Below are 14,763 nucleotides of genomic sequence, written 5' to 3' on the forward strand. Positions count from 1 at the left end.
CTGCGCGCGTTCAGCTTGTTGAGCTTTCCTTGTGTGGCACGGCTCATTATAGGCTTGTGAGCGCTATAATCGCTCTATTAAATCGACACGTGTGCGCTGCTTGCCTTGCACTCGAGCGTCAAAGGAGCCTTGATGCAGACAGTTTCCGGACTTCCCGAAGCCTTCAGCCCTGAATCCTATGACATGATCGTCGTCGGAGCCGGCTACGCCGGTGCCGTGTGCGCCCGGCGTCTCGCGGAAACCGCGGGTTTTCGGGTGGCGGTGCTCGAACGGCGCGATCACATCGCGGGCAACGCCTTCGACTTCGTGAACGATGAGGGGATTCTCGTCCACCGCTATGGTCCCCATATCTACCATACGTATAACGAGGATGTCCACGGCTTCCTGTCTCGCTTCACGAAGTGGACCGACTATCAGCATCGGGTGCTCGCGGATATCGACGGCACCCTCATGCCGGTGCCGTTCAACCATCAAAGTCTTCTGCTCGCGTTCGGTGAGACGCGCGGTGAAGAGCTGTATCGCAAGCTCATCTCCACCTTCGGTGCGGATAAGAAGGTTCCGATCATGGAACTGCGCAAGAAAAACGACCCCGATCTCATCGAAGTTGCTGATTACGTCTACAAGAACGTCTTCTTGTTCTACACCATGAAGCAATGGGGCCAGACCCCAGACGAGATCGACCCCTCGATCACCGGGCGCGTTCCCATCTACATCGGTGATGACGATCGGTATTTTCCGCAGGCCCCCTTCCAGGGAATGCCCCGTCACGGTTACACGGCGCTCTTCGAGAACCTGCTCGATCACGACCGCATCGATGTGTTTCTGAACGTCGACGCTCGCGAGATCTTTGAGATCACCGAGACGACCGTCAAGGTGCTCGGACGCGTCTACGGTGGCGAGATCGTCTACACCGGTCCACTTGACGAGCTGTTCGGTCTCGATCTGGGTGCGCTGCCCTACCGTACGCTCGACATGCGTTTCGAGACGCTCGACATCGATCGGTTCCAGCCGGTGGCGACGGTGAACTACACCACGAGCGAGGACTTCACACGCATCACCGAGTTCAAGAACATGACCGGACAGATCGTTCCGGATAAAACGACCATCATGCGAGAGTACCCCGGCCCCTATGCCGCCGGGACCGGCCAGACCCCCTACTATGCGATTATCGATTCCAAGAATCGAGAGCTCTATGAGCAGTACGCTGAGCGCGTGCAGAACCTGACGAACTTCCATCCGGTTGGACGTCTGGCGGAGTACCGATACTATGATATGGATGCCGTCACACGCTCGGCCCTCGACCTATCAGATGAGATCATCGCCTATCATGCGTAAGGTCGTCTCGTTCGGCATCCCATGCTACAACTCAGCCAATGATATGGATCATTGCATACGCTCGATTCTCGAAGGGGCCGGACATGCGACAGACATCGAGATCATCATCGTAGATGATGGCTCGACCGATGAGACGGCATCCAAGGCGGATGCGTGGGCCGCTCGCGCCCCAGGGCTCATCCGCGCCCTGCATCAGCCGAACGGCGGGCACGGCATCGCTGTGCTGGCGGGTTTGCGCGAGGCGACCGGGATATACTACAAGGTCGTTGATTCCGATGACTGGCTCGACGCCCGGGCTCTCGCCTCCATGCTCTCGGTTCTACGCGGCTTTCTTGATCGAGCCGAGCGCGTCGATCTGTTCATCTCGAACTACGTCTACGAGAAGGTTCATGAGGACAAGCATGTCGCGATCAACTATCGCTCGGCGTTGCCCGTCGGTCGAGTTTTCGGTTGGGACGCTATCGGACGCTTCCGTCCCGATCAGAATCTTCTCATGCACAGTCTGTGCTACCGCGTCGACGTTCTGCGCAAGGCGGCGCTGCCGCTGCCCGCGCACACGTTTTACGTGGACAATATCTATGCCTATGTGCCGTTGCCGCATTGCGACACGATCTATTATGCCGATATCGACCTGTATCGGTATTTCATCGGACGCGAGGGGCAGAGTGTGAACGAGAGCGTCATGATTCGACGCCTCGATCAGCAGCTTCGCGTCACCCGTATCATGATGGAGGCGTATCGGCTCTACGAGGACGTAGCCGCCCCGCGCCTGCGTTCCTATATGATGGGCTACTTCACGATGATGATGGCCATCTGCTCGGTGTTCACAAAGCTCTCCGATGACGCGACTGCCCGCGTCGCGCTCGCTTGTCTGTGGAGCGATCTCAAGAGACGCGATGCGCGGATGTATCGTCGCGCGCGCTACGGGGTGCTCGGTGTGAGCACGAATCTTCCGACGTCGCTCGGCGAGCGGATCACGATCGGTCTGTACCGCGCCGCGAGAAGAATCTTCAATTTCAACTGAGCGCGCACGTCGACCTCGCCGCAGATCTCCTCAGGCATCGCAAAGACGCTTGAGGTGTCTCGCGACCGCGGCTATGGGAAGTCCCATGACGTTGTAGAAGTCCCCGGAGATACTCTTCACGAGCATGCGACCGCCGATTCCCTGGATGCCGTAGGCCCCCGCCTTGTCGAAGGGTTCTCCCGACGCGATGTACTCATCGATCTCCGTTTGGTCGAGCGGATAGTACACCACATCTGTAACGACGGTAAACTCCTGTGAGACGAGCGCGGGCTCCGATCCTGTCGCGTTCGCGCCGAGGGCGATGCAGACGCCGGTGGCTACCTGATGCATGCGATCCGAGAGACGCGCGAGCATGCGGCGCGCATCAGCTTCGTCTTTGGGTTTCCCCAGCGCGACGCCGTCGGCTATGACGACGGTGTCCGCCGCGAGCACGATCTCACGCCCGCTGGCGGCGCTGGTGGCGACGCTCATCGCCTTCGTGCGCGCCAACCGCTCGACGAGCGAGAGCGGCTCCTCACGGGGAAGCGGTGTCTCATCGATATCAGCGGGTATCACGTGAAACGTGTAGCCGGCGTCGCGCATGAGCTCAACGCGTCGCGGGGAGCGCGATGCAAGAATCAAACTGGAACACCCCATTTCGCCCACTCGTCTGAGAGGTCTTGAAACATTTGAAGCCAAGCGGGGCAGCACTCGGCTGTTCGTATTCTCGCGCTCGACATCGCTCGTCGCGCACGACGCGCGATGTCGAGCGCTCCGCCTCCCAGCTCGGCTCTGGATCATGAGCATCGCGAGAGATGCGCGACGGCCTCGCAATGAAATGTCTGCGGGAAGAGATCGACTGCCGTTACGGCAACCGGTCGGAACACGCCGTCTCGTTCGAAGCGCGCGAGGTCTCGGGCGAGGGTCGCGGGGTCGCAAGAGACGTATGCCACATCGCGCGCGCTCGTCTGGCCGATCAGGGTGATCGCCTCGGCGGCGAGTCCCGCGCGGGGCGGATCCACGAGGAGCACGTCTGCGTCCTGATCGGGGAACTCGCGTACCGCGTCGCCTCCGATGACCTCCACGTTATCGGCTCGGGCGCGCTCGAGGTTGCGTCTGAGATCACGGACGGCGGGTCCAAACGACTCCACAGCGGCGACGCCGGCGCACCGAGATGCGAGCGGCAAGGTGAACGTGCCCGCTCCGCTGTACAGATCGATCGCGATCTCGTCGGATGAAGGCGACAGAGCTGTGAGCGCCAGATCGATAAGGATCTCCGCTCCGATAGTGTTGACTTGGAAAAACGATGGAGCGGACACGCTCAGCTCCTGCGGCCCGAGCCGCTCGGTCCAGGAGCCTCTGCCGTGCAGCGTCTCCTGCGCGCTTACGCGTCTGGCCCGTCTCTCCCCTTTGCACATCACGCGCACCACACCGGTCGCCTCGACGGCGTCGGAGAGAACCCGCACCGTCTGAGCGCGCGGGAAGCCCCCCGTCGGTGTCCACAGCGCGATCTCCAGAGCCCGCGTGCGACGCGACGCGCGGATACCGACGCGTTCGAGTGACAGATCGCGCGAGTTGCCCAGATACGAGAGAGCACCTGCGATTGAGCGCGGGGCGCTGGCGAAGGACTTCTCAAAAAGGGGGCACGTTTTCACCGAGACGATCTGCGTCGGATCGCATCCATGGAGGCCCAGACGCATCCGACCGCCTTCGATGATCGGCGTCATCTCGATCTTGTTGCGATAGCCCCAAGCCTGCGGAGTGCTGCGAATCGGTTTTACCAGCTCCCGCACGCGCTCCGAGGAGAACCTTCCGATGCGCTCGAGCGCTGAGACAAGATTCTCCTGCTTGGCGGCAAGCTGCTCTTGTCGGGCGAGCGCCCCCCAGGGGCAGCCGCCGCAGATGCCAACGAGCGGACATGGCGGCTCGACGCGCGATGGAGAAGGCTCGAGCACCTCGGTCGCGGTCGCGCGGACATGCGAGGAGTTCTCCGAGGTGATCACTGCTTCGACGACGTCGCCGACGACTCCGCCTGTCACGAAGGCGACCCGGCCGTCTTCAACATGCGCGAGGCCGCAGGCACCGTAGGTCATGCGCTCGATCGCAAGCCTCATCGATTGACGTCCGGACGACGGAAGTGCGAGCCGACCGGCTCGGTCGGCTCCTCTTCAAGCGCTGCGCCGACTGCCAGCGGCACCGTTGAATCAGCTGATATCACCGGCCTGACGCGCGGTCGCGCCCCTGCTTCCATCTGTCTGCGGCGCTGGGCCGCATCGGCCTCCACGGCGTTCGCATAGGCTCGTTGCAGCAGGTACTCCTGAGAGTTGAACGGAGTCTCATCGGCGTGGTGCGCCACCTTCTCCCACTCGCCCGCGCTTGTGAGCTGGCGGGCCTTCACGTTATCCGCGAGCTGCACGCGGATGAACTCCTGCACCAGGCCCCGGCAGATCGGATCGAGCACGGGAAAGGCGATCTCGACGCGATGCTCGGTGTTGCGGGTCATCATATCGGCCGAGGAGAGATAGACGATATCGGTGTCCACGCCGAACGAGTAGATGCGCGCATGCTCCAGAAAGCGTCCCACGATAGAGCGCACGTGCACGTTGTCGGTCTTGCCCGGGATGCCGGGCAGCAGGCAGGAGATGCCTCGAATGATCATCTGCACCTCGACGCCGGCTTGCGACGCTTCGGCGATCTTGTCGATGACCTCGCGGTCTGTAAGGGAGTTGAGCTTGAAGAACACGCGCGCCGGCATGCCCGACCGCGCTCGATCGATCTCGCGGTTCAATCCGTTCATGATGAGCGGTTTCAAGCCTGCGGGCGCGACACCGAGATAGCGATAGTCGCCTGTGAGGTTGCCGAGCGAGAGATTTCGGAAGAAGTCGTTCGCGTCTGCCGCGATGCCCTCGTGCGCCGTCATGAGCATGAAGTCGGAGTAGAGCTTCGCTGTCAGCTCATTGAAGTTGCCGGTTCCGAGCAGCGTGATCCGAGTGACCGCGACATCGTCTTTGTAGGTGATCTGGCAGATCTTCGAATGGCACTTGAAGCCCTCCGAACCGTATATCACGGTGCAGCCCGCCTCGTCGAGGCGTCCGGCCCACTCGATGTTGTTCTGCTCGTCGAAGCGAGCGCGCAGCTCCATGAGCACGGTGACGTCCTTGCCGTTTTCCGCCGCATCGATCAGCTGCTCGCACAACCTTGACTGCTTGGCCACGCGATACAGCGTCACCCTGATGGAGATGCAGCGATCGTCGTAGGCGGCCTCGTGAATGAGATCGAGCAGCGTCCCCATGGATTCGTAGGGATAGGTCAGGAGCTTATCCGCCTCGAGGACTTGATCGCGAATGGGTCGGTCTGCCTCGAACATAGCGCTCGCCTGCGGCCTGAACGGCGCAAACAGTAGCGTCGGGCGCCGGGCCTCCGGCAGACGCGTCTCGAGGATCTCGACGTAGCTGAGATCGAGCGGCGTGGTCGTGGAGATGATCGAGCGATTGGCGAGCTTCAGCGATTTTCGGATGATCTTGTACATATCGCCATCGAGCGTGCCATTGATGTGCAGACAGACCGGACGCAGACGCAGGCGCTTCTTCAGGATGCGCTTCATGTGCTGACGATAGTCCTCTTCCTCCTCGACCCCTTCGCCGTCCGGATCGATATCAGCGTTGCGCGTGACTCGAATGACCGCTTGGTCGCGTGGAACGTAGGCGCCGAAGCACATCGTGAGGCATGCGCGGATCACGTCCTCGAGAAGGATGTAGCGGTACTCGTCCTTCTTGCTGGGCAATGAGATGACTCGGTTCATGGAGGTCGGGATCTCGATGAGACCCACGAGCGCATGCTCGTCCTCCTTATCCAGCGAGCAGACGAGATAGAGCACGCCGTTTCGAAGATTGGGGAAGGGATGCCTGGGGTCGATGATGAGCGGCGAGATGATAGGGGACACGTATGACTGGAAGTACCGTTCGACGAACGTCCGGTCGTCGCTGCCGAGCGAGTCCGGCAGCGCTCGATGGACCCCGCCGATATCGAGGTTCTTCTCCGTTTTATGGAATGCATCCTCATAGCGAATGCTGAGCGGAAGGAGCGCCTCCAGGACCCGGTCGATCTGCTCGGTCGGAGTGAGATTGGTCTTGTTCTCGACCGGCTGATGCTTGAGCCTTGCCAGCTCGGAGAGTCCCCCTATGCGGATCATGAAGAACTCGTCAAGATTCGACTCGAAGATGGAGACGAACTTGAAACGCTCTAAAACCGGAACCGTCTCGTCGAATGCCTCGTCAAGCACTCGGTTGTTGAAGCGCAGCCAGCTCAGTTCGCGATTCTGAGTGTATGAGAAGTCGTGACGCTGCTCAGGTGCCACCTCGGTAACCGACTCTTGGCCGATATTCTCCGCAGACTTGCCTTTCTGCTTTCTCTTGCCTTTCGAAGCCATTGATCCTCGCCCTCATCGCGATCAGTCGTTGCTCTGTGTTCCGCGCTCGGCGGTGAACCTCAAAGTATACTCTACGAGATGTGCGGGCAATGGTTCCGCTGGTGTGTCGGCAACATATTTTACGGGTTTCCCACGTATACCCGGCACCGATGCGCGGCGCGCGCCGATATTGAAATGTCAGAGACCGTTCGGGTACTATGATACGGTTTGCTCTTGTCAGAGACATGATCGCGCGGCGCAGACGCACTTCACCGCGAGTCCCTGAGCGCGCGAGCTGACATGGACCGGCCGCTGCCGGAGAGGTGAGCAACAACATGGATAAAGGCGTACACGTACATACCGAGATCGGGCCGCTCAGACGGGTGTGCCTGCATAGGCCCGGTGACGAGTTGTTGAACCTTCCGCCCGGCGAGCTCGATCGGCTGCTGTTCGATGATATTCCCTTTTTGGAAGTCGCTCAGCGCGAGCATGACACATTCGCTCGAGAGCTGCGCCGCCAAGGCGTCGAGGTGGTGTATCTGGAGGATCTGGTCGCCGCCGCCTTCGATGCCGCTCCTGAGGCGCGCGGGGCGTTTCTGGATCGATACATCTCGGAGGCCGGAATCAAAGGGGAGCACACGCCCGGTGCCGTTCGAAGTCGGCTGGAGGTGATAGAGGATAACGTGGAGTTCGTAAAGAAGACGATGGCCGGACTCACGAGAGCCGAGATCGATATCCCGCTCAGAAGCTCGTCGACGCTCGACGCTCTGCTCAGCGGCTCGCGCGAGTCGCATCTGATCGTCGATCCCATGCCCAACCTCTATTTCACACGCGATCCGTTCGCGTCGGTCGGCTCGGGTGTGAGCCTGAATCGGATGTATTCTCGCACTCGCAACCGTGAGACGCTCTATGGCGAGATCATTTTCCGATACCATCCCGATTTTCGAGATGTTCCGCGCTACTTTGATCGGGACGCGTCCTTTCACATCGAGGGCGGCGACGTGCTCAACATCAACGAGAAAACCGTTGCGATCGGCATATCTCAGCGTACGCAGGCGGCGGCCGTCGACGTGATCGCTCAGAGCATCCTGTGGGATCCAGCCGCCGGCATCGAGCGCATATTGGCTTTCAACATCCCGGTTTCCCGCGCTTTCATGCACCTGGACACCGTGTTCACGCAAATTGACGTCGACAAGTTCACTATTCATCCAGCGATCATGGGAACGCTTCAGGTGTTCGAGTTGAGCGCGGGCGACCGCCCTCGCGAAGTCAGGATCCGCGAGATCAACGACACGCTCGAGCACATCTTGGAGAATGCGACGGGCGTCGATCAGATCAAGCTCATTCCGTGCGGTGGAAACGATCCGATCGCGGCTGATCGAGAGCAGTGGAATGACGGGTCGAACACGCTTGCGATCGCACCGGGGCGGATCTGCGTGTACGATCGCAACACCGTCACGAACGACCTTCTCGATCGGGAGGGGCTCGATCTCATCACCATTCCCTCCGCGGAGCTCTCTCGCGGCCGCGGAGGCCCCAGATGCATGAGCATGCCGCTATGGCGCGAGGACATGTAAATTCTTCGCTGGCGGCGCGTCTGCTCCAAGCTGATGCAAGGCGGGCTATCATGTTGATGTCCCCCGAATCAGACGAGGGGCTCATGCGAGCCCCTACGATGGAAAGGAATGCTACATGGCGGTCAACCTCTCCGGTCGCAGCTTTCTCAAGCTTCTCGATTTCAGCTCAGCTGAGATACGATACCTGCTCGATCTGTCGCGCGATCTCAAGCGCCTCAAGCGCTGCGGTACGCCTCATCGCTATCTCGAGGGCAAAAACATCGTTCTGATCTTTGAGAAGACGTCGACGCGCACGCGTTGCGCATTCGAGGTCGGCGCGAGCGATCTTGGCATGGGGGCAACCTACCTTGACACGTCAGGTTCGCAGATGGGCAAGAAGGAATCCATACAAGATACCGGGCGCGTGCTGGGACGCATGTATGACGGGATCGAGTTCAGGGGGTTCTCTCAAGATGACGTCGAGCAGCTCGCCGCCTGCTCCGGTGTGCCCGTCTGGAACGGCCTGACTGATCAGTGGCATCCCACGCAGATGCTTGCAGACATGCTGACCATCTCTGAGAACTTCAACGGCGAGATCAGAGGCAGAAAGCTCGTCTTCATGGGTGACGCCAAGAACAACGTGGGTCGCTCGCTCATGGTCGCATGTGCGAAGCTCGGGCTGGACTTCGTCGCGTGCGGTCCTGTTGAATGCATGCCCTCGGCAGATGTGGTCGATGCGTGCAAACCGATCGCCGAGGCGAACGGGTGCACCGTTGCGCTGACACAAGATGTCAACCGCGCTTGCAGCGGAGCGCATGTCATCTACACGGATGTGTGGGTGTCCATGGGGGAGCCTGATGATGTGTGGGCCGAAAGGATCAAGCTGCTGAGCCCGTATCGCGTCACGAGCAAGGTCATGGGGATGGCTGATGCCTCGGCTATTTTCTTGCATTGCCTGCCATCATTTCACGATACGCGAACCGAAATCGGGGCGGCTGTCGCGAAGAGATACCATATCGACGAGATGGAAGTCGCCGATGAAGTGTTCGAATCAAGTCAATCGAAGGTCTTCGATCAAGCTGAGAACCGCATGCACACCATAAAGGCGGTCATGCTCGCGACGCTGAGATGAGTCTCTTTGCACGGAGCAGATCGAAGAAGCGCTCGCATCGAGTTCTCACAGCGCTTCTCACGGACTCCGAGCAGATGTCCTCACATGCGGATGCGATGCCTCAGCATCGATCGGGGTTCAACCTCTGGCATCGAGGCGAGTGACGTCTCGTAGGGACGGCACGGCTCTTCTCAACCGGTTCGCGCACGTTCCCCGATTGCGATCCAGTAGGGTTTCTGCTGATATTTCGCCTGTTCCGTGTATACCCGAGGTTTCCGATATACTTCGTAGGTCGTCAGTTGATCCAGCTATGAAAGGAACTCGCGGACATGCGCCAGGGATTCGACAACGAGAGATATATCGAGCTGCAGGCCGAGAGGATTCGTCGGCGCATCAAGGAACTCGGCGGCAAGCTCTATCTTGAGTTCGGAGGCAAACTCTTCGACGACTATCATGCCGCGCGCGTGCTTCCCGGCTTCGAGCCCGATTCGAAGCTTCGAATGCTTGAGAGCATGACCGATGAGGTTGAGATCCTGATCGCGATCAATGCGAACGATATCGAGAACGGCAAAGTTCGAAGCGATCTCGGTATCACCTATGACGAGGACGCGCTGCGTCTCATGGACGCATTTCGCCAGCGCCGATTCCATGTCGGCGGTGTCGTGATCACGCGCTTCGCGAATCAGCCGGCCGCTGAGGCGTTCCGCAACAGGCTGATCGGCCTCGGGGTTTCAGTGAGCCTGCATTATCCGATCGCGGGGTATCCCTATGATATCGACGCGATCGCTTCGGATCGGGGATTCGGTGCAAACGATTTCATCGAGACCACACGGCCACTTGTCGTGGTCACCGCGCCGGGGCCCGGCTCGGGCAAGATGGCGACATGTTTGTCCCAGCTCTATCATGAGCTTCGACGCAACACGCGCTGCGGCTATGCGAAGTTCGAGACCTTTCCCGTCTGGAACCTGCCGCTCACTCACCCTGTTAACATCGCCTACGAGGCCGCGACCGCCGATCTGGATGACGCGAACATCATCGATCCTTTTCATCTGGACGCCTATGGCGACACAACGGTGAACTACAATCGCGATGTCGAGATCTTTCCGGTTCTGCGCGCTCTTCTGGCGCGCATTCTCGGAGAGAGCCCCTATCGATCCCCGACCGATATGGGCGTAAACATGGTCGGCTTCGCGATCGCAGATGACACGGAGGTGCGCTCAGCTGCGCGCATGGAGATCGTGAGACGCTATTTCCGTGCCGCTGAGGCCGTGAAGCGCACCGGTCTCGGTGCGGATGAGATAAGCAAACTCAAGATGCTCATGGAACGCGCCGGAGTGGACGTAGACCTGTTCGGAGGACGACGGGCAGCATTGGAGCGCGAACGCGAAACGGGGGCTCCGGCGGGTGCCATGGTGCTGCCCTGCGGCAGCGTCGTGACGGGGAAGACCTCCGAGCGCCTGGGTGCCGCGAGCTCTCTTCTCATGAACGCCCTGAAAAGGGTGAGCGGGGTGGACGACGACAGGAATGTGATCGATGACGCGGCGATCAATCCCATATGCGAGCTCAAGGTGGATCATCTTGCAAGCGCGAACCATCGCCTGCATTCGGATGAGACGCTCATAGCGCTGTCGATCACGTCGGCAACCAGTCAAGAGGCCGCTCGCGTCATCAAGGGGCTGGAGCTCCTGCGCGGGTGCGATGCGTTCTTCTCGGTCATCATCTCGCGTACCGATGAGGAGCTGTATCGCAGACTCGGCATCAACGTGTGCTGCGAGCCTCGATACGAGCTCCACACCCTGTATCATCGCTAGTCGTCGCCGCTGCGGGCTCGGGATCCTCGACGTTCGATGTGTACGAGACACAGGGGTTTCGTGCGAGGACACCTTGCGCCGCGGCACCGTGTCATCGAGGAGTATCATCGGTACGGGTATGCAACCACCTCTTATAGAAAGCGCAGGAAGCGAATGACGAAGCATGTCTTTGTGACCGGCGGGGTCGTCTCATCGCTCGGCAAGGGGATCACGGCGGCGTCTCTGGGCCGTCTGCTCAAATCTCGCGGATACCGGGTGACCATGCAAAAAGCGGATCCATATCTGAACGTTGACCCCGGAACCATGAGCCCGTTCCAGCATGGGGAGGTGTTCGTGACCGAGGACGGTTACGAGTCCGATCTCGATCTCGGCCACTACGAGCGGTTCATCGATGAGAATCTCACCCGCGATTCGAATTTCACCACCGGCGCGATCTACAAGAGCCTGATCGCTCGCGAGCGAAGAGGTGATTTTCTCGGAGGCACGGTGCAGGTCATCCCCCATGTCACGAATGCCATCAAAGATCGCTTTCGCAGGATCGGCGAGCAGACGAACTCCGATGTCGTCATCACCGAGCTCGGCGGAACCATCGGTGATATCGAGAGCCAACCCTTCGTCGAGGCGATCCGACAGTACCGAAAGGACGCCGGCCCGAAGAACGTCTGCTATATACATGTCTCCTTGCTGCCCTATATCGCCGCCGCCCATGAGGTGAAGACGAAGCCGACTCAGCATTCCGTGAAAGAGCTGCGCAGTCTCGGCATTCAACCGGATATCATCGTGTTGCGTTCGGATCATCATATCGATGACGTGATCCGTGGAAAGATCGCATCCTTTTGCGACGTGGAACCCGACTGCGTCTTCACGAATGAAGACTGCGCCTCGATCTACGAGGTGCCGCGTTTCCTCGCGGATCAGGATTTCGACGTGCGAGTCTGCGAGCGTCTGGGCCTCGAGCCGCGCAGGCGCGACATGAGCGCATGGGACTCGTATCTGTCCAAGCAGACCCATGCCAATCGCCACGCGGATGAGGTGAGGATCGCCGTCGTCGGAAAGTACACCCAGCTTCCCGATGCGTATCTGTCAGTCATCGAGGCGCTGCATCACGCCAGTATCTTCTTCGATCGCCACGTGGACGTCCGCCTCGTGGATGGCGAAAATCTATCCGAGGACAGCGTCGAGGAGGTTCTCGGTGACGTCTCCGGTGTCGTGGTGCCCGGAGGTTTCGGCGTCCGCGGTCTCGAGGGCAAGATCTCCGCGGCACGCTTCGCACGCGAGCGCGGGATCGCCTATCTAGGTCTGTGTCTGGGCATGCAGGTCGCGGTCTGCGAATTCGCGCGCAACGTCGCGGGGCTCATCGGTGCCAACTCGACTGAGTTCGAGCCCGATTGCACCCATCCCGTGATCGATCTCATGAGTTCACAGGAGGAGGTCACCGAGAAGGGCGGCACCATGAGGCTCGGTGCCTATCCGTGCAAGCTCGCGAGGGATACTCTTGCGCGCGAGGCGTACGGTGAGGAGCTTGTTTACGAACGTCATCGGCATCGCTACGAGTTCAACAACGCCTATCGAGACGATCTGGAGCGCGCCGGTCTCATCATCTCCGGCGTATCACCCGATGATCGGCTGGTTGAGATGATCGAGCTTTCCGGGGATGCGCATCCTTGGTTCGTCGCCACGCAGGCGCATCCCGAGTTCAAGAGTCGCCCCACCAAGCCCCAACCGCTGTTTCGCGAGTTCGCTCGGGCGGCGATCGCCGCTCATGAGGGGATCTCTCGCTGTGACGTTTCGCCCAGAAACGCTCCGGAACCCTAGGCATGGAGCACGGTGCTGCTCACGGCCGACCAGCCGACACGCAGATCGCGCGCGCAGCTGACAGCTATCTGAGTTACCTGTCCGTCGAGCGCGGACTGTCCGAGAACACGATCGCCGGCTATCGCCGCGATCTATCGAGCTATATCGCGTTTCTCTTGGACGAGGGCATCGACCGGCTTGATGGGATCGACCGCGCCGACGTCGAGGCATTCGTCTGCGCCAAGCGCGACGGCGGGTATAGCTCGGCTTCGATCGAGCGCGCTCTTTCGGCTGTCAAGGGGTTTCATCGCTTCGCGATCCGCGAGGGTCTCACCGAGACGCATCCGACCGCGTCTCTGCGTCTTCCCAGAAGAGAGGACCGCCTTCCCGCCGTCATCTCCATAGAACAGGCGCGCGCCCTGCTCGATCAGCCCTTCGCGCCGACGGCGGCCGGTGCCCGCGACCGGGCCACATTGGAGGTCCTCTACGGCTGCGGCCTGCGTGTGAGCGAGCTGATCGGGCTCGACGTTCGCGATCTTCATCTCGACGAGGAATTTCTCCATGCACTCGGCAAGGGATCCAAGGAGCGCCTCGTGCCTATCACCGGGACGGCCGCGGCGGCCATGGAGGCATATATGAGCGGACCGCGCTCCGAGCTCGCGGCGCATGCGCGGCGCGCCTCTCCATCGCCGGCGGTGCTGCTGAACAAGAACGGCGGCCGTCTCTCTCGTCAGGCGGTGCATGCCTGCTGCGAGCGATGGGGAAGAATCGCGGGCATCGATGGCCTCCATCCCCACACGCTTCGCCACTCGTTCGCGACGCACATGCTCGCCGGCGGGGCGGACCTGCGAGTCCTGCAGGAGATCCTGGGCCATGCGAGCATAACCACGACACAGCTCTACACGCATCTCGATCGCGCGCAGATCACAGAGATCTATCTCGGCGCCCATCCCCGCGCCCGTCTGTGAGACGCATCCGGCCGTTATCGGTGCAAATCGGATCTTCACATTCGGATGTGCAAGATGTGCACCCGAAAAAACGGCTCAATGTGAAGTTGAAGGTTAGGCTTTTGCGCTGAGCACAACAAATGCCTCCCAGCAGTTGTCAAAACACAATATATGGCTATCACTTCGCGTATCGCCGCTATCGCTCCATTGAAGCAGTGGGGGAGATGAATAGAGAAAGGGGGGAAAGTGGGAATAAATGTTGCGTAATGTTGAGGCGGCCCATAGTATTAGGACATCGATAACAGGGGCGGGCCTCGTATCGAGAACGTCGAGCAAGGTGAGAGGAGGACGCGAAAACGATGCTGACCGGAACATACGATCGCAATCTTGATGCGAAAGGTCGGCTGTCGCTCCCCGCGCCTCTGCGCAAGGAACTCGACGAGCACGTGTACGTTCTGCCCGCCCCCGATGTCGAAGCCCTGTATGTGTTTTCGAGCGATGAGTACAAGAACTGGGTCATGGGGTTGTTCGAGGTCCGAGGGGGCTTCAATCCGCGCGGTCGCGAGGATCAGGAGCTCATGAGGAAGATCAACTCTCGAGCGACGCGAACGGATATCGACGCCGCGTCTCGCATCGGCCTGTCCGAAGCGCTGCGACAGAAGGCGAATCTGAGCCGCGAGGTAGCGGTCATCGGCAACTTCGACCACCTTGAGATCTGGGACCGCGAGGTCTGGGAGCGCACCCAGATGCAGTCCGAGGACGATCTGTCCGATCTCTTCTTCTCATAGCGACGGAGCA

At 60.2% G+C, this 14,763-nt stretch carries 11 protein-coding genes; 8 read left to right on the forward strand and 3 right to left on the reverse strand.

The annotated features are described in order from the left end of the window. Positions 1-132: 132 nt before the first annotated feature. Together glf and CORGL_RS03790 are read left to right on the forward strand one after the other, a co-directional pair. Positions 133-1,335 carry a UDP-galactopyranose mutase gene (glf, locus tag CORGL_RS03785; protein ID WP_013708600.1) on the forward strand — a complete coding sequence of 401 codons (1,203 nt, stop codon included), beginning with the start codon at positions 133-135 and terminating at the stop codon, positions 1,333-1,335. Beyond that, a complete protein-coding gene (locus tag CORGL_RS03790) occupies positions 1,328-2,359 on the forward strand; it encodes a glycosyltransferase family 2 protein (protein WP_013708601.1) in 1,032 nt (343 codons plus the stop codon). Before glf ends, CORGL_RS03790 begins: the two co-directional genes overlap by 8 nt. Before the next feature lie 30 nt (positions 2,360-2,389). On the opposite strand, the gene CORGL_RS03795 is transcribed toward CORGL_RS03790, so the two are convergent. From CORGL_RS03795 to ppk1, 3 genes are all read right to left on the reverse strand, one after another. Then, positions 2,390-2,980 carry a Maf family protein gene (locus CORGL_RS03795; protein ID WP_041738574.1) on the reverse strand — a complete coding sequence of 197 codons (591 nt, stop codon included), beginning with the start codon at positions 2,978-2,980 and terminating at the stop codon, positions 2,390-2,392. A 155-nt stretch (positions 2,981-3,135) separates the two neighbouring features. Further along, positions 3,136-4,452: a 23S rRNA (uracil(1939)-C(5))-methyltransferase RlmD gene (rlmD, locus tag CORGL_RS03800; protein WP_013708603.1), complete on the reverse strand. Its 1,317-nt coding sequence runs from the start codon at positions 4,450-4,452 to the stop codon at positions 3,136-3,138. Further along, positions 4,449-6,767, reverse strand: a complete 2,319-nt coding sequence (gene ppk1 / locus CORGL_RS03805) for a polyphosphate kinase 1 (protein ID WP_013708604.1) — start codon at positions 6,765-6,767, stop codon at positions 4,449-4,451. The genes rlmD and ppk1 overlap by 4 nt, the downstream gene beginning before the upstream one ends. Positions 6,768-7,081: 314 nt before the next feature. Between ppk1 and arcA the strand changes: the two genes are divergently transcribed. The 6 genes from arcA to CORGL_RS03835 all read left to right on the forward strand — a co-directional run bounded on the left by arcA (position 7,082) and on the right by CORGL_RS03835 (position 14,753). Continuing rightward, positions 7,082-8,323, forward strand: a complete 1,242-nt coding sequence (arcA, locus tag CORGL_RS03810; protein ID WP_013708605.1) for an arginine deiminase — start codon at positions 7,082-7,084, stop codon at positions 8,321-8,323. Positions 8,324-8,438: 115 nt separating this feature from the next. After that, the gene (argF, locus tag CORGL_RS03815; RefSeq protein ID WP_013708606.1) at positions 8,439-9,434 is read left to right on the forward strand and encodes an ornithine carbamoyltransferase; all 996 of its coding nucleotides are present in this window, start codon (positions 8,439-8,441) and stop codon (positions 9,432-9,434) included. A 308-nt stretch (positions 9,435-9,742) separates the two neighbouring features. Then, positions 9,743-11,224 carry a DUF1846 domain-containing protein gene (locus CORGL_RS03820; RefSeq protein WP_013708607.1) on the forward strand — a complete coding sequence of 494 codons (1,482 nt, stop codon included), beginning with the start codon at positions 9,743-9,745 and terminating at the stop codon, positions 11,222-11,224. Between the two features lie 153 nt (positions 11,225-11,377). Further along, on the forward strand, positions 11,378-13,039 hold the full coding sequence (locus CORGL_RS03825) for a CTP synthase (protein ID WP_013708608.1): 1,662 nt from the start codon (positions 11,378-11,380) through the stop codon (positions 13,037-13,039). A gap of 2 nt (positions 13,040-13,041) precedes the next feature. Then, positions 13,042-13,986 carry a site-specific tyrosine recombinase gene (locus CORGL_RS03830; protein WP_013708609.1) on the forward strand — a complete coding sequence of 315 codons (945 nt, stop codon included), beginning with the start codon at positions 13,042-13,044 and terminating at the stop codon, positions 13,984-13,986. Between the two features lie 338 nt (positions 13,987-14,324). Beyond that, a complete protein-coding gene (locus CORGL_RS03835) occupies positions 14,325-14,753 on the forward strand; it encodes a division/cell wall cluster transcriptional repressor MraZ (RefSeq protein WP_013708610.1) in 429 nt (142 codons plus the stop codon). Positions 14,754-14,763 lie beyond the last annotated feature (10 nt).

The organism is Coriobacterium glomerans PW2 (assembly GCF_000195315.1).
Classification (GTDB): Bacteria; Actinomycetota; Coriobacteriia; order Coriobacteriales; family Coriobacteriaceae; genus Coriobacterium; species Coriobacterium glomerans.

Bases quoted from the DNA above. Each gene is read 5' to 3' on its own strand.
- rlmD (WP_013708603.1), bottom strand. From the start codon at position 4,452: ATGAGGCTTGCGATCGAGCGCATGACCTACGGTGCCTGCGGCCTCGCG.
- ppk1 (WP_013708604.1), bottom strand. From the start codon at position 6,767: ATGGCTTCGAAAGGCAAGAGAAAGCAGAAAGGCAAGTCTGCGGAGAAT.
- argF (WP_013708606.1), top strand. From the start codon at position 8,439: ATGGCGGTCAACCTCTCCGGTCGCAGCTTTCTCAAGCTTCTCGATTTC.
- glf (WP_013708600.1), top strand. From the start codon at position 133: ATGCAGACAGTTTCCGGACTTCCCGAAGCCTTCAGCCCTGAATCCTAT.
- CORGL_RS03790 (WP_013708601.1), top strand. From the start codon at position 1,328: ATGCGTAAGGTCGTCTCGTTCGGCATCCCATGCTACAACTCAGCCAAT.
- arcA (WP_013708605.1), top strand. From the start codon at position 7,082: ATGGATAAAGGCGTACACGTACATACCGAGATCGGGCCGCTCAGACGG.
- CORGL_RS03835 (WP_013708610.1), top strand. From the start codon at position 14,325: ATGCTGACCGGAACATACGATCGCAATCTTGATGCGAAAGGTCGGCTG.
- CORGL_RS03820 (WP_013708607.1), top strand. From the start codon at position 9,743: ATGCGCCAGGGATTCGACAACGAGAGATATATCGAGCTGCAGGCCGAG.
- CORGL_RS03830 (WP_013708609.1), top strand. From the start codon at position 13,042: ATGGAGCACGGTGCTGCTCACGGCCGACCAGCCGACACGCAGATCGCG.
- CORGL_RS03825 (WP_013708608.1), top strand. From the start codon at position 11,378: ATGACGAAGCATGTCTTTGTGACCGGCGGGGTCGTCTCATCGCTCGGC.